Source organism: Pseudomonas sp. MS19, assembly GCF_013277615.1.
Taxonomy (GTDB): domain Bacteria; phylum Pseudomonadota; class Gammaproteobacteria; order Pseudomonadales; family Pseudomonadaceae; genus Aquipseudomonas; species Aquipseudomonas marincola.
This window is the reverse complement of sequence record NZ_VBTO01000005.1, coordinates 152814-173112: the sequence shown is the minus strand read 5'-3', so window position 1 is coordinate 173112 and position 20299 is coordinate 152814. Positions and strand designations below refer to the sequence as shown.

Sequence of the window (20299 nt, the reverse complement as noted above, 5' to 3'; positions counted from 1 at the left end):
AAAGGTAGCGAGTCAATTACTCGCATACGTTCTGTGAGGTGCCACTTCGGGTCGCGCTGTCAAATTCGGAATGTCCTATGCGTGCACTCGCTGCTTTAAGCCGATTTGTAGCCAATACATTTGCTGTTTGGGTCTTGCTGTTCGCCGTGCTGGCGTTTCTGTTGCCAGCACACTTTCTGCCGCTCACCGCCTATATCGTGCCGTTGCTCGGACTGATCATGTTCGGCATGGGCCTGACCTTGAAGGTCGAGGACTTCAAAGAGGTCGCGCGCCATCCCGTGCGTGTGGCTGCCGGGGTGCTTGCGCAGTTCATCATCATGCCGCTGCTGGCATGGGTATTGTGCAAGGTCCTTAATCTGCCCGCCGAGATTGCCGTTGGGGTAATTCTGGTCGGCTGCTGCCCGGGCGGCACCGCATCGAACGTGATGACATGGTTTGCCCGCGGCGATGTCGCGCTGTCGGTATCGATCACCGCCGTGACCACCCTGCTCGCCCCATTGGTCACGCCCGCGTTGATCTGGCTGCTGGCCTCCGAATGGCTGCCCGTGTCGTTCGCGGCAATGTTTATCTCGATCCTGAAAATGGTCTTGCTGCCGATCGTGCTTGGCATCGTGGTCCAGCGCCTGCTGGGCGAACGGGTAAAACTGGCGGTGGACGTTTTGCCGCTGGTCTCGGTGGTCAGCATTGTGCTGATTGTCGCCGCCGTTGTAGCGGCGAGTCAGGCGAAGATCGCCGAGTCGGGCCTGCTGATCATGGCGGTGGTGATTCTGCATAACGGCATTGGCCTGGGTCTGGGCTATTTTGCAGGTCGCCTGATGGGCATGCCGCTGGCGCAGCGCAAAACCCTGTCGATTGAAGTGGGCATGCAAAACTCAGGGCTGGGTGCAGCGCTTGCCAGCGCACACTTCTCGCCACTGGCTGCAGTACCGAGCGCGCTGTTCAGCGTTTGGCACAATTTGTCCGGGCCGCTGCTGGCGAGCATCTACCGGCGCATGGGCGATGCTGATAAAGCCCAGTAGCAATAGAACCGGATAAGCCAAGGCGCTGGCCTGCCGGCGCCTTGGCTTGCCTTTGGCCCCCCAGTGTGGAAAATAGCGGGCTGAGGACGACCTCACACGCATGACGTGATTCATCCGGGGACGGCCCCTTAACTGCCCAGTTGAGGTGTGCTATGTCTTGGATCATTCTGTTTTTCGCCGGCCTGTTCGAGGTTGGCTGGGCTGTCGGGCTGAAATACACCGACGGTTTCACTCGCCCTCTTCCAACCGTTCTGACTGTTTCGGCCATGGTTATCAGCCTCGGCCTGCTTGGCCTCGCCATGAAACAACTGCCGCTGGGCACCGCGTATGCGATCTGGACGGGCGTTGGCGCTGTGGGCACCGTAATTGCCGGGATCATTTTGTTTGGAGAGTCGATGAGCGCGATGCGTTTGATAAGCGTCGGGTTGATTGTGTGTGGCTTGTTGGGTTTGAAGCTGAGCCATTGAGCCTGAGCGTCCGGTGTATTGGAGCGGAAGGTCGGGGGACTTGTTGATCTTGCGGGGGTTATGACGGATTGCGGTGCTTCGCACGCTATCCATCCTCCGGTATCGGCAGACATTGCGGGAATTTGGCTGGGTTGGGATTTATACCGGCGGGATAGGTGTTGGCTGGCGGACGTTTAATCCGAGGGATTTGTTGATCTTGCGATGGCTGTGACGGATTGCGGTGCTTCGCACGCTATCCATCCTCCGGGATTGGCGGACATGGCGGATATTTGGCTGGTGTGGGATTTATACCGGCGGGATAGGTGTTGGCTGGCGGACGTTTAATCCTAGGGATTTATTGGCCTTGCGAGGGTTATGACGGATTGCGGTGCGTTGCACGCTATCCATCCTCCGATATTGGAATGACCGGGGATTAGGGTGTTGGCGGTGTTTGGGTGGACGCCGCTTTGTTGTCCGTTGCCCACCCTGTGCTTCTCCGCCGCTGGCTAGCGGGTTGCGCCGCGCAGTTCGCTGACTTGCGTTTGCAAGTATTGTCGATTGGCGTGCTCTGGTTCGACAGGGTTGCCTGCAACCAAGGTAATCCGTGACCAAAGGCGCTTCAGCAAGCCCTTGTTCGGATCCCGGCTGAAGAAGCTGCCCCACAACCCCTGCAGCGCCATTGGGATGACCGGAACCGGGGTTTGCTCAAGTATCCGCTCGACGCCAGCCTTGAACTCATTGATCTCGCCATCGGCAGTCAATTTGCCCTCGGGAAAAATACACACCACTTCGCCATTGCGCAGGTACTCGGCAATTTTCTTGAACGCCGCGTCATACACCAGCAAGTCTTCGTTGCGGCCGGCAATCGGCACTGTGCCGGCGGTACGGAAGATAAAGTTGAGCACCGGCAGGTTATAGATTTTGTAGTACATGACAAACCGGACTGGCCGGCGAATCGCGCCCCCTACCAGCAGCGCGTCGACAAACGAGACGTGATTGCACACCAGCAGCGCAGCGCCTTCATCCGGAATCGATTGCAGGCCCTTGTGCTCAACCCGGTACATCGAGTGGCTGAGCAGCCAGATCATGAAGCGCATGGTGAATTCGGGAACGATCTTGAAGATGTAGGCATTGACCGCGATGTTCATCAGCGAGATAACCAGGAAAAGCTGCGGAATCGACAGTTCGGCCACGGTCAAGAACACAATCGAAACAATGGCCGAGACCACCATGAACAGCGCGTTGAGAATGTTGTTTGCCGCGATAACCCGCGCCCGCTCACTCTCGACACTGCGTGACTGAATCAGCGCATAGAGCGGCACGATGTAGAAGCCACCAAACAGGCCAATGCCGAGAATCGAGCCGAGTATCGCCCACCCTTGCGCGTACCCAAGCACTGCCATCCAGTCGTGCGGTTGCGCCGCTTCGGGGAAGCCGCCCGAGGTCCACCACAGCAGCATGCCGAAAATAGTCAGGCCGATTGAGCCAAAGGGCACCAGGCCGATCTCGACTTTCTCGCCCGACATTTTCTCGCACAGCATCGAACCCAAGCCAATGCCCAGCGAAAACACGGTAAGAATCAGCGTTACAACGCTCTCATCGCCGTACAGCCATTCTTTTGAGTACGCCGGGATTTGCGTGAGATAAACCGCGCCAAGAAACCAAAACCACGAGTTGCCGACCAAAGAGCGGGAAACCGCAGGCGTTTGCCCCAGGCCTAATTTCATGGTGAGCCAGGACTGGCGGAAGATATTCCAGTCCAGCACCAGCCCGGGCAATGCGGCCGGCCCGGCGGGAATTTTACAGCTGGCCAGATAACCCAGCACCGCCACACAAACGACCGAGCCTGCAACGATGCTGGCATAGTCACTGCTTGCCATGATCACACCGGCGCCGATGGTGCCAGCCAAGATCGCCAGAAACGTGCCCATCTCAACCAGTGCGTTACCGCCAATCAGCTCAGTCTCTTCAAGGTGCTGCGGCAGAATCGAATACTTGACCGGCCCGAACAAGGCCGACTGAGTGCCCATGGCAAACAGCGTAACCAGCATCAGCGGCAAATTGCCGAGCAACACGCCGGCAGCCCCAACCAGCATGATGATGATCTCGGCAAATTTGATCTTGCGGATCAACCAGTCTTTATCAAATTTCTCGCCAAACTGGCCGCCCAGTGCGGAGAACAGAAAGAACGGCAGGATGAACAACAGCGCACACAGGTTGACCAGCAAATCGCGGTCGGCACTGATGGTCAGCTTGAACAGGATGGCCAGAATCAGCGCCTGCTTATACACATTGTCGTTGAAGGCGCCGAGTAACTGGGTCAAAAAGAACGGCAAGAAGCGCCTTGTGCGAAGCAATGCGAACTGAGAGTGCTGGGTCATCTTCCGTGTACCTTGTGCGGGTTCGTTGAGCATTTGACTGTAACAGCCGCAAAGAAAGCCACACTCGTGTTGGATTATTTGCCAACAATTCTGCAAAAGCGCACGACTAAAAGCCTACAGCTTCCTGCCAATACAGCGTCCAGCCATGCCTATACAGGCAATTGGCCCATGGCCCAGCGCAAGAGAAAGAACACCAGCAAACCGCCGCCAATTGTCGCCAGCAAGTGCCGGGTCAGCGCCGCGATGGCAATGGTGATGAGCCCGGCGATCAAATAGGCATTGTTCACCGAAAACTGCCAGTGCTGGCCATCCGGGATAAGCATGCCCGGCACTACAATCGCTGTCAGCACGGCCGTTGGCACATAGTGCAAGCCTTGGCGCACCAGCGGCGGAAAACGTAAATCCGGGAATGCGAACAGGCTGTAGCGAATGCTGTAGGTGATGACCATCATGCCGAATATCAGTATCCAGTTTTCCATCAGGCCACCTCCCCTTCCACTGCAACTACGCGCCGTTCAAGGCACACGCCGACGATGATCCCGCTAAATGCTGCCGCCATCAGGCCCAGCTTGTAAGGCAATGCGTGACACACCAACGCGACGGCGGCGGCAACCAGTGCAGCGGCTATCTGCGGACGATTGCGCAGCATAGGCACAACAATCCCGATAAAGGTCGCCAGCATGGCGAAGTCCAGGCCCCACTCGCCCAAGTTGGGCACCGACTGGCCGAATACCATGCCAATAATCGTGCACGCAATCCAATTGACGTACATGGCGAGCGAGGCACCGAGAAAATACCAGTGCTTGTAGATGGATTCGTCGCGCAGCACATAGCGGTGCTGCACCACGGCAAACGCCTCATCGGTCAGCCAGAATGCCAGCGCCATGCGCCAGCGCGTTGGCAGGTGACGCACATACGGCTGCAAACTGGCGCTGTATAACGCGTGGCGAAGATTGACCACGAAGGTTGTAAGCAACAGGACCGTCAGGCCGACGCCGCCACTGAGCAGGCTGATGGCAATGAACTGGGCGGAGCCTGCAAATACAAACACCGACATCCCGAGGGTTTGCCAAGGCGTGAGGCCAGCCGCCCCCGCCAAACTGCCATAGATAATGCCGAACGGCAGCGCCCCTAACAGCATGGGCAACATGTCGCGGACACCTTGATTGAATTCCTGAAAACGGGTCATAGCTTTCTCCTTGACCCACAGCCTAGCGCAGCCGAATTGGTCGATCTTGAACGATATTGCTCACTTGCGCGTTTGTTGTGCGACCACTCAGAGCGAGGCTATTCCAGCGCTGGCATTGCGGTAAGCGCCCGGCCCCACGCCATACACCTGCTTGAACTGACGGCTCAGATGGCTCTGATCAGAGAAACCGAGCTGCATGGCCACCTGCGCCGGCATGCAGCCTTGCTTGAGCAGTGCCCGCGCCTGCACCAAACGCCGCTGCTTGAGCCATGCATGCGGTGGCAAACCTGTTGCGCGGCGAAAGACCCGGGCAAAGTGAAACGGCGAGAGATTCACCGCAGTGGCCAGCTCTTCAAGCGACGGCGGCGCGGCTAACTGGCTGTTAAGCAGCTCCTTAGCCAACTCAACCGCGCGGGTTTCACGGCCGGGCGCAGCGGGTTCGGCGACCTTGGCGTAGCGCTGAAATAGCAAAAGAATGGCCTCACGCCAGACAATCTGTTGCTGCAAGGCATCGGCACCGCCTTCAAGCAACTGATGCAAACCGGTAAAAGCGGCATGCAGTTGCGGGTCGTGCAGCACGCTTAGCGCAAAGCCAGGCAAGCCTGATCCCGCCAGATCAAGCTCTTGCAACACGCCCTGCACCTGGCGGTTGTCGGGATAAAAAGCCCGGTAGCGCCAGCCATCGTCATGCGCTTTGGAGCCGGTATGAACTTCGTCGGGATTGATCAGCACCATGCTGCCTTGCGGGGCAAGGTGATCACTGCCGCGATGACGGAAGCGCTGTGCGCCGTTCTGGATAACGGTAAACACAAACCCCTCATGAACATGCGGCGCAAACCGCTGCTGCACATACCGTGCGTGCAATAGTTCAACATCAGCCAGGCCCTTGGCCTGCCAAAACCGGGTTTGCTCCAGCGCCTCGTTCATTTTTGCTTAACCGCCGAATCCTGACTCGATCATTTTCTTCACCGCTGGCCACTCCTGATCAGTAATGCTGTACAGCACGCTGTCATCCAGCCGTCCTTCAGAGAGTCGGCGATGATTGCGCAAAATACCTTCGCGCTGCGCACCGATTTTCTCGATGGCAGCTTGTGCGCGCAAATTACTGGAAGCGGTTTTCAGCTGCACACGCACCATGCGCCAGCCCTCGAACGCGTGGCGCAGCATCAGGTATTTGATCATGCTGTTCAAGCCGGTGCCATGCTGGCCTTTATCCAGCCAGGTCCAGCCGATCTCACACGCGGGCAGCGTCGGCATAAAGTCGGCGTAGCGCGTGGTGCCGACTATTTCAGTGCCCAGGCGAATGGTGAACGGCAACGCGCGGCTGTTCTGCTGCTCGACGATGCCCTGCCGATACCAGTCCAGACGTTGTGCGCCGCCCATATAAATGAGTTCATTGCGGTTGGCTTCGGCGAGCGACACCAGCGCCGGAATGTCCGCGTCCATCATCGGCTCAATCCGCAATGCGCCGCGTTGCAGGGTAATCAACTGGGGTTTGAACATGCCGTCCCTCCTTTCACTCACGCAGACGGTGCCTGAATGCAAACCGGCAACGCTAACAGGCTGAGCGCTGGTTCACAAACCAAACAATCAGCGCACATATGAGTTTTAACTGTTTGCGACCTTAGTCGCGACTGACGAATGCAGCCTTTGCTGCGACACTATCCGCCACTGCCCGTTAAACCGTTGTCTGGTTGCCCAAAACATCACAACGCAGCGTATTAATTGACTGGGCAAGTCTTATTAAGTTTTGTGCTTGGAGTTTGCATGCCGTTGTCCAGCGGGCTGATTGCCGGAGTCGCCCTGATCTACATGGCGGTGCTTTTTAGTATTGCCTTTTACGGCGACCGTCGCCGCACCCCGCTAACGCCGAAAATTCGCGCCTGGGTTTATAGCCTGTCGCTGGCGGTGTACTGCACCAGCTGGACCTTTTTCGGTGCGGTGGGACAGGCCGGCGAGCAACTCTGGTCATTTTTGCCGATCTATCTGGGCCCGATCATTCTGATGCTGTTTGCGCCCTGGGTGCTGCAGAAGATGATCCTGATCAGCAAACAGGAAAACATCACCTCGATTGCCGACTTCATTGCCGCGCGCTACGGCAAATCACAGCCGCTGGCCGTGGTTGTCGCACTCATCTGCCTGGTTGGCGTACTGCCTTATATTGCCTTGCAGCTCAAAGGCATCGTGCTCGGCGTGAACCTGCTGATCGGCTCGGGCGCTGGCGCCACCGGCACCCGCGCGCAAGACACCGCGCTGATCGTGTCTCTGGTTCTGGCGCTGTTCACCATTTTGTTCGGCACACGCAACCTCGATGTCACCGAACACCACCGCGGCATGGTGCTGGCGATTGCCTTTGAGTCGATCATCAAATTAATGGCCTTTTTGGCTGTCGGCGCATTCGTCACCTTCGGTCTCTACAACGGTTTTGGCGACCTGCTTGGCCAGGCCCGCGTCGCGCCGGAGCTGAATGAGTTCTGGAATGTGGCGGTCAACTGGCCGTCGATGCTGGTGCAAACTGCCGTGGCCTTTATCGCGATTGTCTGCCTGCCGCGCCAATTCCACGTCACCGTGGTCGAGAACATCGAGTCCGGCGACCTGCGTCTGGCGCGCTGGGTGTTCCCGCTGTATTTGCTGCTGGCCATGCTGTTCGTGATTCCCATCGCACTGGCGGGCCAAATGCTGCTGCCAAGCGGCGTCACGCCCGACTCCTTCGTGATCAGCCTGCCGCTGGCCGAGGCGCATCCGGCGCTGGCACTGCTGGCCTTTATTGGCGGCGCTTCGGCGGCCACTGGCATGGTGATTGTCGCATCGGTCGCGCTGTCGACTATGATTTCCAATGACATGTTACTGCCCCTACTTCTGCGCCGACAAAACACCGAGCGCCCTTTTGAAGCGTTCAGACACTGGATGCTCTCTGCCCGGCGAGTGAGCATCGTCCTGATTCTGCTGATGGCGTACGTGTGTTACCGCCTACTGGGCTCCAGCACCAGCCTGGCCACTATTGGCCAGGTTTCCTTCGCCGCCATTGCCCAACTGGCCCCGGCGATGTTTGGCGCCCTGGTCTGGAAACAAGCCAACCGCCGGGGCGTATTTGCCGGCCTCGCGGTTGGCGCGTTCTTCTGGTTCTACACCCTGGTTGTGCCGCTGCTTGCCGAGAGCCTGGGCATTTCTTCTCACAGCGTGCCGGGCCTGCATGCACTGCTTTATGCGCCGGTAGGCTTTGAGGTCGACCCGCTTACCCGTGGCGTGGTGCTGTCACTGGCGGCTAACTTCACGCTGTTTGCCTGGGTCTCGTTCTTCTCGCGCACGCGTGTTTCCGAACACTGGCAGGCCGGGCGCTTTATCGGTCACGACTTTGGCCACAAGCCCAGCGGGCGCAGCATGCTGGCGGTGCAAATCGCCGACCTGCTACTGCTCTCAAGCCGCTTTGTCGGTGAGGACCGTGCGCGTCAGAGCTTCGTTCGTTTCGCTCAGAAGCAAGGCATCGACTTTCACCCGAGCCATCCGGCCAATACCGATTGGATCGCCCACACCGAGCGCCTGCTGGCGGGTGTCCTCGGCGCCTCCTCAACGCGTGCGGTGGTGAAAGCGGCAATCGAGGGCCGCGAGATGCAAGTTGAAGATGTTGTGCGCATCGTCGACGAAGCCTCTGAGGTCCTGCAGTTCAACCGGGCGCTGTTGCAAGGCGCCATCGAGAACATTACCCAGGGCATCAGTGTGGTCGATCAGTCGCTGCGGCTGGTGGCCTGGAACCATCGCTACATCGAGCTATTTGAGTACCCGGAAGACCTGATTCATGTCGGCCGGCCGATTGGCGACATCATTCGCTACAACGCTGAACGCGGCCTGTTCGGCGAGGGCAGCGTCGAGGCTAACGTCAGCAAGCGCCTGTACTGGATGCGCCAGGGCACACCGCACACCTCTGAACGCCTGTTCCCCAACGGCCGGGTGATTGAGTTGATCGGCAACCCGATGCCGGGCGGCGGCTTTGTAATGAGCTTCACCGACATCACCGAATTCCGCCGCGCCGAGAAAGCCCTCAAGGGCGCCAACGAAGGCCTGGAACAGCGGGTTGCCGAGCGCACCCATGAACTCTCGCAACTGAACTTTGCCCTGAGCGAAGCGAAAGCTCACGCCGAATCCGCCAACCAGTCGAAAACCCGGTTTCTGGCAGCAGTCAGCCACGACCTGATGCAGCCACTCAACGCAGCGCGATTATTTTCTGCGGCGCTGTCGCATCAGGAAAACGAGTTGCCGGGCGAGGCGAAAACACTGGTACATCACTTGGACAGCTCACTGCGCTCAGCCGAAGACCTGATCAGCGACTTGCTGGATATTTCTCGCTTGGAAAGCGGACGCATTACCCCGGACCGCAACGCTTTCCCCCTGAGCAATCTGTTCGACACGCTGGGCGCCGAGTTCAAGGTCATGGCATCCGAGTATCACTGCGACTTCCACATGCGCAGCACCCGCTTGCGTGTGGACAGTGATATCCGCCTGCTGCGAAGGATTTTGCAGAATTTCCTGACCAACGCCTTCCGCTACTCGCAAGGCCGCGTGCTGCTCGGCGTGCGCCGTCAGGCCGGGCATTTGCGTCTGGAGGTCTGGGACCGTGGCCCGGGAATTCCGGACAGCAAACGTGCGGTGATCTTCGAAGAGTTCAAACGCCTCGACAGCCATCAGACCCGCGCCGAAAAAGGCCTCGGCCTTGGCCTGGCGATTGCCGACGGCCTCTGCCGCGTGCTCAACCACAGCCTCGAAGTGCGCTCATGGCCGGGCAAGGGCAGCGTGTTCAGCGTTACCGTGCCGCTGGCGCGCAACCCGCAACCCAAGCCCCAGCTTGCACCTGCTCACACGGAACAACCGGGCCAGTTGCTTAACGGCACGCAAGTTATCTGCATCGACAACGAAGACAGCATTCTCACCGGCATGCAGAGTTTGCTCTCGCGCTGGGGGTGTCAGGTGTGGACAGCGCGCAGCCGCGCCGAATGCGAAGCGCTGTTCAATGAGGATGTGCGCCCGCAACTGGCGCTGATCGACTATCACTTGGATGAAGGCGAAACAGGCACTGAGCTAATGGGCTGGCTGCGCACGCGTCTTGGCGAACCCGTGCCTGGCGTGGTGATCAGCGCCGACGGGCGACCTGAACTCATCGCCGAGGTGCATGCCGCAGGCTTGGATTACCTGGCCAAGCCCGTTAAACCGGCTGCCTTGCGCGCCCTTTTGAGCCGTCACCTGACCCTGCGCTGATGTGTAACGAGGCTGTGTCCCATCTGCGCAGCTAGACTAGGGAGAACTTCGGTGATGGGACACCCGCATGACGCCAACAATCGAGTTAGCCCTGAATTTGCTTACAGCCCTGGCGCTGGGCTTACTGATTGGCACCGAACGCAGCTGGAGCCAGCGTAGCGAGGAAAGCAACAGACTGGTGGCGGACATTCGCACCTACGGCCTGGTCGGCTTGCTTGGTGGCCTGGCTGCATTGTTTGCGCAAAAGTTCGGCATTGCCGCGTGGATCAGCTTGTTGGTGGTCTTTGTAGTGCTCGGCTACACCAGTGAACAGCGCAAAAAGGGCGCGGGCGGCCTGAGCAGCGAAATCGCCATGGTGCTGACCTTTCTTCTGGGCAGCCTGGCGGTCAGCGAATACCGCGAAATCGCTGCCGGTTGTGCGGTCATCATCGCGTTGCTGCTCAGCCTGAGAGAACCGCTGCACAGAGTGGTCGGTAAGCTTACCGCTGCCGAACTCAGCGGCGCGCTGAAACTGATGTTCATCTCGCTGGTGATGCTGCCGGTGCTGCCGAATGTCGGCTACGGCCCGTGGCAGGTCTTCAACCCTTACACGACATGGTGGATGGTGGTACTGATTGCCGGAATCGGCTTCGCCGCCTATGTGGCGATTCGGTTGGTGGGCACCCGTTACGGCATCGTCGCCACCGCCCTGCTGGGCGGCTTGGTGTCGTCCACCGCGATGACCCTGACGTTAGCCCGCCTGCATGACAATAAGCGCTTACGCTCGATTCTCGCCTGCGGCCTGCTCGCCACCTCGGCCCTGATGTTTCCGCGCATCTTGCTGATCACCGCCGCCGTTAACCGTGAACTCCTCGCCCAGCTAATTTTGCCGCTTGGTTTGGCCGCGTTGGTCTATGCAGCCGGTGCACTGCTGCATTTTCGCACCGCAGGTGAAGAGTTGCAGGGCGAGGTCGAACCGCCATTGAAGAACCCCTTCGAGCTGGCGCCGGCATTGCGCTTCGCCCTGCTTTTGGTGGCCATTTTGTTCATGGTCGAAGCCGGTCGCTACTGGCTCGGCGATACCGGGGTGTATCTGGTATCGGCACTGTCCGGGCTTACCGATGTCGATGCCATCAGCTTGACGCTGGCGCGCAGCTCACTGAGCGACCTGAGCGCAACCGTGGCTTATCAGGGAATATTCATCGCCGCGCTGGTCAACAGTCTGGTCAAGGCACTCTTGATCATGCTGATTGGCGACCGGGCGCTGGCGTGGCGCACGGTGCCGATCATGCTGGCCGGACTGGCAGTCGGGCTGACTGCGCTGTTCTTGCAGTGAGCGTGCAACCACTGTTCGGGAGGTTATTCCTCCAATGGCAAACCTGCTGCCTGCTCAAGTAACTCGGGAGACAGGCTTTTGCTGGCGCGCGCGCCCAACAGCTTGAGGTTCTCGACCCGGCTGATGATATTGCCACGCCCCTCACAGAGCTTGTTGCGGGCGGCGCCATAGGCTTTGTCGAGTTGCTGCAAGCGTGAGCCCATTTCATCGAGGTCGACGATAAAGGCGTAGAACTTGTCGTAGAGTGCGCCCGCGCGCTCAGCAATTTCACGGGCGTTCTGGCTTTGCCGCTCCTGACGCCACAGACCGTCTGTTACGCGCAACGTCGCGAGCAATGTGGTCGGGCTGACCACCACGATATTTTGCTCGAATGCCTCCTGAAACAGCCCCGGATCAGCCTGAAGCGCCGCGGCAAATGCAGCCTCGATAGGAACGAACAGCAGCACAAAATCAAGGCTGTGCAGCCCTTCAAGGCGCTGGTAATCCTTCAGCGACAACCCCTTCAGGTGACTGCGCAACGACAACACATGCTGCTTGAGTGCTTGCTGGCGGGTTGTGTCATCTTCTGCGGCCACATACTGCTGATAAGCCGTGAGGCTGACCTTGGCATCGACCACCACTTGCCTGTCGCCTGGCAGATAAATCAACACGTCGGGCTGAAAACGCTCGCCTTCGGTACTGCGCAAACTGACTTGGGTCTGATACTCACGCCCCTTCTCAAGCCCGGCATGCTCAAGCACCCGCTCCAGAATCAGCTCACCCCAGTTGCCCTGAGTTTTCTGACCCTGCAGGGCACGGGTCAGGTTAGTCGCCTCATCACCCAGACGTTGATTGAGTTGCTGCAGGCGTTCAAGCTCCTTGCCCAGCGAGAAGCGCTCGCGGGCCTCTGTCTGGTAGCTTTCCTCGACGCGCTTCTCGAAGGCTTGTATGCGTTCCTTGAGCGGGTCGAGTAATTGCCCGAGGTGCTGCTGGCTGGTCTCGGCGAAACGCTTTTCGCGCTCATCGAAAATCTTCCCGGCAAGCTCGGCAAACTGCGCACGCAGCTCGTCACGTGAACCCTGCAAGTCCTGCAAACGCTGCTGATGGCTGTCTTGCTGTTCACGCAACTCGGCGCTGAGCGCAGCCCGTTCGGCTCCCAGACGGCGCAACTCGGCTTCCTGCTGCTCACGCTGGGCTTGCCAGGATTGCACCGCCTCGCGGGCGACCTGCCGCTCATGCTGCAACAGTTCTGTTTCGCGGCGGGTCGCCGCCAGCTCAGCTTGCTGGTCGGATTTGATCTCGCTGATTTCAGCCAGTTCGTGGCGGGCGTCTTCCAGTTGCGCAGTTAATCCGGCTTGCGCCAGTTGCGCCCCGCTGAGTCGTTCCTGGAGCAATTCGGTTTCGGAGCGGAGCGCAACGATGCGCCGCTGGAACACCAGCGCCAGCCCGAGCATGGGAATCCCGGCAGCCGCGAGGCCGATCATTAAGGAAGGCAGATCGAAAGGCATGGGCATCTCCGCTTGAATATAACTGGAAGTATAACCAGTAGTTCAAGCGGACGTCAGTGCCTCATTAAACCTCGTCGAGGAGTTTTTTGGCTTCTTGCGAACCGCGGGCTGCCGCCAGTTCCAGCCAATAGCGGGCGCGCTGTGGCTCATTGTGGCGTGGCTTCAAGTAGTAACGGCCCAGCTCCAGCGGAGCATGGCTGTCTCCGGCACGCGCGGCGTGGCGCAACAACTCCATGCCCATGCGACGGTCACGCGGGTTGCCGCAATCGCGGCAAAGCATTTGCCCAAGACGGCTTTGCGCCAACACTTCCCCTTCACGGGCCGGCTGCTTGAGCAGTCGTCCAGCGAAGCGCTTAACACTTGGCGCATGGCCAAGGCGTGGGCTGTCCAGCAACCAGATCGCAACCCGGGTGGGCAACTTGGAAGAGGCATTGGAGGTATCAGCAGTGAGACGTGGCAGAACGCGAGGCATGAGAAAACAGCGGTAGATGGAAAGGCGCGCAACTCTACTCCTTTTTTCTCAGAGGTAAACCCCTGCAAACAGCAATTTTTGCTCGGACCGGTAATGCCGCAAGACAATCCACAGAAGCTGTGGATAACTCTGGGGGTAAGATGGGAGCAATGCCTCAAAGCGCTGATGCTACGGGGCCTGAGGTTAAACTGACGATTTTTTCACCAGAAAAAAAATTGATATTTTTCATTGACTTAAAAAATGTTTAAGCAGAATCAAGGATTTACGCGCGGGACTGAATCAAGCGTCATAAGGCGCATCTTCTATGTGCACAAGTCAATTTAAAATAACTGTTTGATGCCCTTTTTCAGGGCATTTTCAGTCGCTTTATAACCACGGCTCATTACACCGCCAATCGGCCACCTCGCTGAAATCCACAGCCCAAGCGCATCGCGTAAAAATCAATAAAAACTTTATTAGCCTTTAGTGCGACAACACGACGCGCACAACAATATGACAATTGTTCGTGTGGCCAACCGAAAATGCCTGACGGGTAAAAAATCTTCCGGCTTTAAAAGCGCTATTGGCCCGTCGATTGCTGGCGATTCATTACCACTATTTCTTCCCTCAGCGTGCACTCTCCGCGCAGTTAAACCGCCCGCAGCTTTATTGCCGACGCCACTGATGTGGATAACTCCTGGCTGATTGAGGGTGGCAGTGCTGAGGTCAGTGGCGCAGACGCCCCGCTCTGCCCAGAATCACAGCCCGTCGATTGGCACATATCCCTGCATGCGGTAACGTCCACGGCACATTCAGCCCTCGGCTAAACTTGCAGCCATCTGCTGATCGCTTAAGGCCGTGCAAAGGACGCAAAGCCCTGATGGAACAATTGTTGTGAAAATTTGGCGACTTGGGCACAGCCTCATCGGCCTGCTGGTTTTGCTGATCGTGCTCGCTGTCCTGGCCTACATAAATACCCAGCGCGTGCTGCAAAGCCAGGGCATCGACGACATTGACTGGCAGGGACTGCAGATATCGCTGCAAGGCGTCCATGTCGGGCAACTGAGCCTCAGGCAACACGGCAGCGAGGGTGCAGCCTTGCAGCTGGAACTCGGCGAGGTGGATTTGCTGTGGCGGCAATTCAGCACCCTGCCGCCGTTCTGGCAACATCTACGTATTGGTCAGGCCACTGTTGACTGGCAGCCAGGCACGGCGCAGGAAACCACTCAAGCCAGCGCCGAAAGCGTCCTCAACCAACTGAATGAGATTGCCGGGATGCTGCCCCTCACCGGCCAAATCGACAACCTGCGCGCCACACTGCCCTGCGCCAGCGGCCGCTGCACCTTGCTCGGCTCTGCAACGCTGAACAAACTGGCAAGCTCGCCCGCCAAGCTGCAAGTGCAGCTCGACCTGCGAGAACAGCAACAACGCATTGCATTGTCCAGCGAGCTGGAAATTAGCCCGCAAACCCTGCAACTCCAGCTTGGCGTATTGGTAGACGATCAGCCGCAGCTGGGTCTGCACTTTACTGCGCATAATGCAGCCGACGGCCTTGCGCTGAGCGGCAATCTGGCAGCGCCCGATCTCAATCAGGCAACCACTTTACAACGCTGGCTCAGCCATTGGGTATTGCCGGCGAACACGGCATTGCCACAAGCACCCGGCGCGGCATCGCTGGCGGCCAATTGGGATTTGCACGCACCCAGCCTTGATCAGCTGATCAGCGCAACGGGCACTGTCGATGTACAAGCCAACCTGCCCGAGCCCTGGCCTGTGCCGGGGATCGGCCAGTTGCAAGGCATGCTGGTGTTGGCGGCAGACAGCAATGAACAAGGCTGGCTGATCAAGCGACTGGAGGCCGACCTTGGCCTTAAATACCTGCCGGCGGATCTACTCGCCAAGCTGCCTGCCGAGCTACAGGTCGAGGCTTTGCAGTTGCGCGTCCAACCTACAACGGCTGCGGCCAATCCAGCGCCCACACTGGCGGGTCGCTCACTGCCGCTGACACTCGATTTAGTCAGCAAGGGAGCCAGCAATATCAGCCTGCAAGGCAATCTTGCGCTCGCCAACTCCCTGCCATGGGCACTGCAACTGACCGACGCCACCCTGACTGCCGACACCCCGCGCCTTGAATACACGGGCTACAAACTGAGCACGCCAAAAGCGCAGCTGCAGCTGGATGCTTACGCCGATGCAGAGGCCATCGAGTTGAGTATCAAGAAAAACTCGACGCTAAAGTTGAGCCAGTTAAGTGGCGCAGGCGTAAAACTGAGCAACCTCGAAGCCAGCACCAGCGGCCTTGAATTCAGCGCAAGCACCCCTTCTATAGCCGATAGCTGGCAAATGGACGGCGCGCTCAAACTTTCTAGCAAACGCCTTCAACATGAACAGTTGCACAGCCTGGGCTGGGATTGGCAGGGCTCTATAAAAGGTGCCGGCCATGCCGGTGACACGCCATTGCAGTTGAACCTTGATGGCAAGCTCAGCGCCGATAGCGGCCTGCAACTGCCGGCAAAAATCAGCTACGCCAGCAACGGCCTGACAATTGAGGCCGAACTTGCTGAGCTGTTTTTGCGCGCCGGCAACCCTCTGGCCAAGACTCTGAAAAGCTGGCCCACCTTATTGGATCTCAATCAGGGCAAACTCAAGGCTGATGCGACGCTCAACCTGCCAGCCGGCAATGGCAAGCTGAAACTGGACGCCAACATTACTGGCAAGGGCGTTGGCGGGATTTATGATCGAACTGAGATCAGCGGGATCGATGGCAATGTGCGCCTGCAACTCGACGGCCAAAACCTGCGCGCCGATATCAAAACACTAAAAATCGAGGAAGCCAATCCGGGGATTCCGGTCGGACCGATCCAGCTACGCGGCAGCTACAACACGAAACTCAACACACTGGACACTGGCCTGCTCAAATTGAATCTTGCGCAGGCTGGCTTGCTTGGTGGCAACGTCAACATGGCCGCCGGCCAATGGGACATGAGCCAAAACCAGTGGCGGTTCCCGGTTAATGTGAGGGGACTGCAGTTACAAACGCTGTTCGCCCTGTACCCCGCAGAAGGGCTTTCTGGCAGCGGGCTGATTGACGGCTACCTGCCGATGATCGCGACTCGCCAAGGCGTGCATATCGACAAAGGCGAAATACACGCACGTGCGCCAGGCGGTCGCCTGCGCTTCAACAATGACAAGATCAAGGCGCTGGGCCAGAGCAATCCGGCGATGCAGTTGGTGGCGCAATCACTGGAGGATTTTCACTACACCACGCTTAACAGCGACGTTGGCTACAGCGAGCAAGGCAAACTGCAATTAGGCTTGCGCCTAGAAGGGCAAAATCCGGCAATAGAGAACGGTCGCCCCATCCACTTCAACATAAATCTGGAAGAAAACATACCCACCTTGTTGGCCAGCTTGCAGCTGAGCGATAAAGTGAGTGAGATTATTCAGCGGCGGGTGCAAAAGTTCATCCTGGAGCGCAACAATAAATCCACCTCGCCCAAAACCCCATAAGGGAGTACGCACTATGCGCATCAACTACGCACTCGCTGCGGTGTTGCTAGCTTTACTGAGCACAGCCTGTACCCCAACGGTGCAACTGGCGGTGCCGAACGAGCCGATCAATATCAATCTCAACGTCAAGATCGAACACGAGATCTACATCAAAGTTGATAAAGCACTGGACAGCATGTTCAGTGAATCAAGCGGACTGTTTTGAGGAGCCACACCATGACCCTGCCTAAACGAATTGCCAGCCTGATGCTGTTGCTCAGTTTGAGCTTGCCGGCCCTTGCCATGAGCCTCAACGAGGCCATGTCCGAACTGGGCAACGCCAAAGCCAATGGCTTGGTGGGCGAAATGCCCAATGGCTACCTCGGCGTGGTCAAGTCTGCTGGCGAGGCAGATGCGATCACCAAGTTAATCAACCAAGCGCGGGCCAACGAATACCAGAAGCTGGCTCAGCAGAATGGCATTCAGAAGACCGATGTCGAGGCGATTGCCGGTAAAAAAGCCATCGAGAAGACCCCGGCAGGCCAGTACATCCAGCTAAATGGGAAGTGGATCAAGAAATAACTGTGGCAGGCGCACCGGCTTCGGGCCGGTGCTTGCCCAGTAACCAAGGACCTCTATACTCAGCGCTCCTGCAGAATTAATTGTGCCTGCTTAACTTAGCCCCAATGGGGCCGATATACATACTAAGGATCAGTATTGGTTGACGCGCACGCTGTAGTTTCTGAATTGACAGGAAGCGGTATGAGTCCAGAAAGCCCAAAAGAAAAACAACACCTACTCTCACTGATCTGGCCCTTTATCGGCATTGCCCTGTTCCAGGCACTGCTGCTGCTCATCAGTCTGAATGTGTTGTCTTCGGTCCGCGCCTACGTCAATGGTGAAAGCCTCTGGTCCAAGGGCTATAAAGATGCAATCTTCTTTCTGGGCTTGTATGTCGATAAGCCGGATGAGATCTACCTCAAGCAATACCAGCAGGCCATTGCTGCCCCGCTGAACTTCCAACACGCCAAGAGCGCACTCGAAAGCCCGGTTTTTGATCCGCATGCCGCTCAAAAAAGCCTGGTTGCTGGCGGAATCGACCCGCAAGATGCCCCTGGCATGGTGACCCTGTACCGCAATTTCAGCCGATTCGGTTTCATGAGCAGCTCCATTACTATCTGGAATGAGGCTGATGCGTTCCTGGTCGAAATCGAGCAGCTGGCGAGTACGATCGAACAAACAGTTGCAAGCGGTCAGGTAAATGATCAGCAGATAGCCAACTGGAAAGCCCAGATATACAAGCTCAACCGCAACGCGACCCCACTCACAGAACAGTTCAGTGTTGAGCTGGGGAGAAGCTCGCGCTCACTTAATGAGGTCCTGATCTGGCTCAATCTGAGCATTGCTGCTGCTTTAATTCTGCTGGCCTTATCCCGCACCGCAAAGCTCATGCGCCAACGCAGCGAATTTGAAGACGCCCTGGCAACGGAGAAAGAGCGGGTGCAAATCACTCTGGCGTCTATTGGTGATGCGGTTCTGACCATCGACGATGCCGGCAAAATTGACTACATGAACCCGGCTGCCGAGCAGCTTACCGGTTGGCGCGGAGCGAACGCCTCGGGTCTGGCACTGGACAAACTGCTACCCGATGCCGGAACGCAGTCAGTCGCACCGGCGACCGCGATCCTTGAGCAGATGTCATCAGACAACAACGAGACCGCTGCACATAAGCTCATGCGTGCCGATGGCAGTGCCGTGGTGGTCACGCTTATGGCAGCGCCGATCCGTAATCAGGACAAAATCAGCGGCATGGTGCTGGTTTTGCACGACATGACCCGCGAGCATCAATACATCGCCAATCTCTCATGGCAGGCGAGCCATGATGCCCTCACCGGCCTGTTGAACCGCCGCGAGTTTGATCGCCGGCTATCGCGCAGCCTCGAAAATCTGCAACAACAGCAGAGCGAGCACGCGTTGATGTACCTCGACCTCGATCAGTTCAAAATCATCAACGACACCTGCGGCCACGCGGCTGGTGACCAGTTACTGCGCCAGGTTTGTACTGCGCTGCAAAGCTGCCTGCGTGAAAACGATACGTTGGCCCGCCTCGGCGGCGATGAATTTGGTGTGCTGCTGGAAAACTGCCCGGCGGCGATCTCGACAAAGTTGGCCGAACAATTACGCCTGGCAGTAGAGGCATTGCGCTTTAGCTGGAATGGCCGCAGCTTTAATGTGAGTGCCAGCATTGGCCTGGTCACGTTGGAACAGAGCCAGATCACGCTCGAGGACTCTCTGCGTGCGGCCGATGTCGCCTGCTACATGGCCAAGGATAAAGGCCGCAACCGCGTGCAGTTGTATCATCCGGAAAACACCGAACTGTCGTTGCGCTTCGGAGAAATGGCCTGGGCACAGCGTATTCACCAAGCCCTCAAAGAGCACCGCTTTGAGCTCTACGCCCAGGAAATCATGCCCGCGCAGAAGGACCTCGACAACGGTATTCACATCGAGTTGCTGCTGCGCCTGCGTGACGAAGACAATCAACTGGTCGCACCCGGCCACTTCATGCCCGCCGCCGAGCGCTACGGGCTGATGCCAATGCTCGACCATTGGGTGGTAGAAAATGCTCTGGGCATTATCATCGAGCGCAAAAATGCCGGGCTAGAACCGATACAAACCTGTGCAATCAACCTCTCGGGCAGCACCATCGGCGACCCCGAATTCCTCGCGTTCCTGCGCCAGCAACTCAAACGACCCGGCATTGATCCGCGGCAAATCTGCTTTGAAATCACCGAAACCAGCGCCATTGCCAACCTCACAGACGCCATGCATTTCATCAAAGAACTGCAGGTGCTGGGCTGCAAATTCTCGCTGGATGACTTTGGCGTCGGCATGTCTTCATTCGCCTACCTGAAGAACCTGCCGGTCGACTATCTGAAGATCGATGGCGGCTTCGTCAAAGACATGCTCAGCGATCCGATTGACCGGGCGATGGTCGAGATGATCAACCGAATCGCCCAGGTGATGGGCAAGGCAACTATTGCCGAATTCGTCGAGAACGAGCAGATCCGCCAAGAGCTTGAAGATATCGGTGTCGACTACGTACAGGGCTACGGCATCGCCAAACCCCACCCGTTCAACAAGGAAAGTACGCTTGTCAGTGGTGCTGCTTTTGCAAATCGTAAGCACGCGGTTCAGCCGAGCCATTGAAGGGGTGCGGCCCGCCATCAGTTGCATTCAAATAAGCAGTAAACGCCGAAAGTGATTTTTGCCCA

The 20299-nt window shown here is 57.8% G+C and carries 15 protein-coding genes; 8 read left to right on the top strand and 7 right to left on the bottom strand.

Going from position 1 to position 20299, the window contains the following annotated elements; all coding sequences use genetic code 11:
- Window positions 1-77 precede the first annotated feature (77 nt).
- Window positions 78-1019 (top strand): bile acid:sodium symporter family protein, encoded by a 942-nt coding sequence (locus FEZ62_RS03155; RefSeq protein ID WP_172926791.1) that lies wholly within the window; start codon window positions 78-80, stop codon window positions 1017-1019.
- Window positions 1020-1171: 152 nt separating this feature from the next.
- Window positions 1172-1486 carry a quaternary ammonium compound efflux SMR transporter SugE gene (sugE, locus tag FEZ62_RS03150; RefSeq protein ID WP_069901718.1) on the top strand — a complete coding sequence of 105 codons (315 nt, stop codon included), beginning with the start codon at window positions 1172-1174 and terminating at the stop codon, window positions 1484-1486.
- A 485-nt stretch (window positions 1487-1971) separates the two neighbouring features.
- Here sugE and FEZ62_RS03145 read toward each other — a convergent pair whose 3' ends face one another.
- From FEZ62_RS03145 to FEZ62_RS03125, 5 genes are all read right to left on the bottom strand, one after another.
- Window positions 1972-3846 (bottom strand): MFS transporter, encoded by a 1875-nt coding sequence (locus FEZ62_RS03145; RefSeq protein WP_172926790.1) that lies wholly within the window; start codon window positions 3844-3846, stop codon window positions 1972-1974.
- 149 nt (window positions 3847-3995) lie between these two features.
- Window positions 3996-4325, bottom strand: coding sequence for an AzlD domain-containing protein (locus FEZ62_RS03140; RefSeq protein ID WP_069901716.1), 330 nt, complete (start codon window positions 4323-4325; stop codon window positions 3996-3998).
- A complete protein-coding gene (locus FEZ62_RS03135) occupies window positions 4325-5035 on the bottom strand; it encodes an AzlC family ABC transporter permease (RefSeq protein WP_150548842.1) in 711 nt (236 codons plus the stop codon). Before FEZ62_RS03135 ends, FEZ62_RS03140 begins: the two co-directional genes overlap by 1 nt.
- An 87-nt stretch (window positions 5036-5122) precedes the next feature.
- Window positions 5123-5962 carry an AraC family transcriptional regulator gene (locus FEZ62_RS03130; RefSeq protein WP_172926789.1) on the bottom strand — a complete coding sequence of 280 codons (840 nt, stop codon included), beginning with the start codon at window positions 5960-5962 and terminating at the stop codon, window positions 5123-5125.
- A gap of 6 nt (window positions 5963-5968) precedes the next feature.
- Window positions 5969-6538 carry a GNAT family protein gene (locus FEZ62_RS03125; RefSeq protein WP_172926788.1) on the bottom strand — a complete coding sequence of 190 codons (570 nt, stop codon included), beginning with the start codon at window positions 6536-6538 and terminating at the stop codon, window positions 5969-5971.
- A 264-nt stretch (window positions 6539-6802) separates the two neighbouring features.
- Here FEZ62_RS03125 and FEZ62_RS03120 point away from each other — a divergent pair, with 264 nt between their 5' ends.
- Together FEZ62_RS03120 and FEZ62_RS03115 are read left to right on the top strand one after the other, a co-directional pair.
- Window positions 6803-10285 (top strand): PAS domain-containing hybrid sensor histidine kinase/response regulator, encoded by a 3483-nt coding sequence (locus FEZ62_RS03120; RefSeq protein WP_172926787.1) that lies wholly within the window; start codon window positions 6803-6805, stop codon window positions 10283-10285.
- Window positions 10286-10352: 67 nt separating this feature from the next.
- Entirely contained in the window at window positions 10353-11600 is a 1248-nt protein-coding gene (locus tag FEZ62_RS03115; RefSeq protein WP_172926786.1) for an MgtC/SapB family protein, read from the top strand.
- Between the two features lie 23 nt (window positions 11601-11623).
- On the opposite strand, the gene rmuC is transcribed toward FEZ62_RS03115, so the two are convergent.
- The gene (gene rmuC / locus FEZ62_RS03110; protein WP_172927064.1) at window positions 11624-12973 is read right to left on the bottom strand and encodes a DNA recombination protein RmuC; all 1350 of its coding nucleotides are present in this window, start codon (window positions 12971-12973) and stop codon (window positions 11624-11626) included.
- 178 nt (window positions 12974-13151) lie between these two features.
- Window positions 13152-13559 carry an SEL1-like repeat protein gene (locus FEZ62_RS03105; RefSeq protein ID WP_090510755.1) on the bottom strand — a complete coding sequence of 136 codons (408 nt, stop codon included), beginning with the start codon at window positions 13557-13559 and terminating at the stop codon, window positions 13152-13154.
- Between the two features lie 873 nt (window positions 13560-14432).
- On the opposite strand from FEZ62_RS03105, the gene FEZ62_RS20915 reads away from it, so the two are divergent.
- From FEZ62_RS20915 to FEZ62_RS03085, 4 genes are all read left to right on the top strand, one after another.
- Entirely contained in the window at window positions 14433-17048 is a 2616-nt protein-coding gene (locus tag FEZ62_RS20915) for a YdbH domain-containing protein (RefSeq protein WP_172926785.1), read from the top strand.
- Window positions 17049-17061: 13 nt separating this feature from the next.
- Window positions 17062-17253, top strand: coding sequence for a YnbE family lipoprotein (locus FEZ62_RS03095; protein WP_090510762.1), 192 nt, complete (start codon window positions 17062-17064; stop codon window positions 17251-17253).
- An 11-nt stretch (window positions 17254-17264) separates the two neighbouring features.
- Entirely contained in the window at window positions 17265-17609 is a 345-nt protein-coding gene (locus tag FEZ62_RS03090) for a YdbL family protein (RefSeq protein WP_172926784.1), read from the top strand.
- 180 nt (window positions 17610-17789) lie between these two features.
- The gene (locus FEZ62_RS03085) at window positions 17790-20234 is read left to right on the top strand and encodes an EAL domain-containing protein (protein WP_172926783.1); all 2445 of its coding nucleotides are present in this window, start codon (window positions 17790-17792) and stop codon (window positions 20232-20234) included.
- The last annotated feature ends 65 nt before the right edge of the window (window positions 20235-20299 follow it).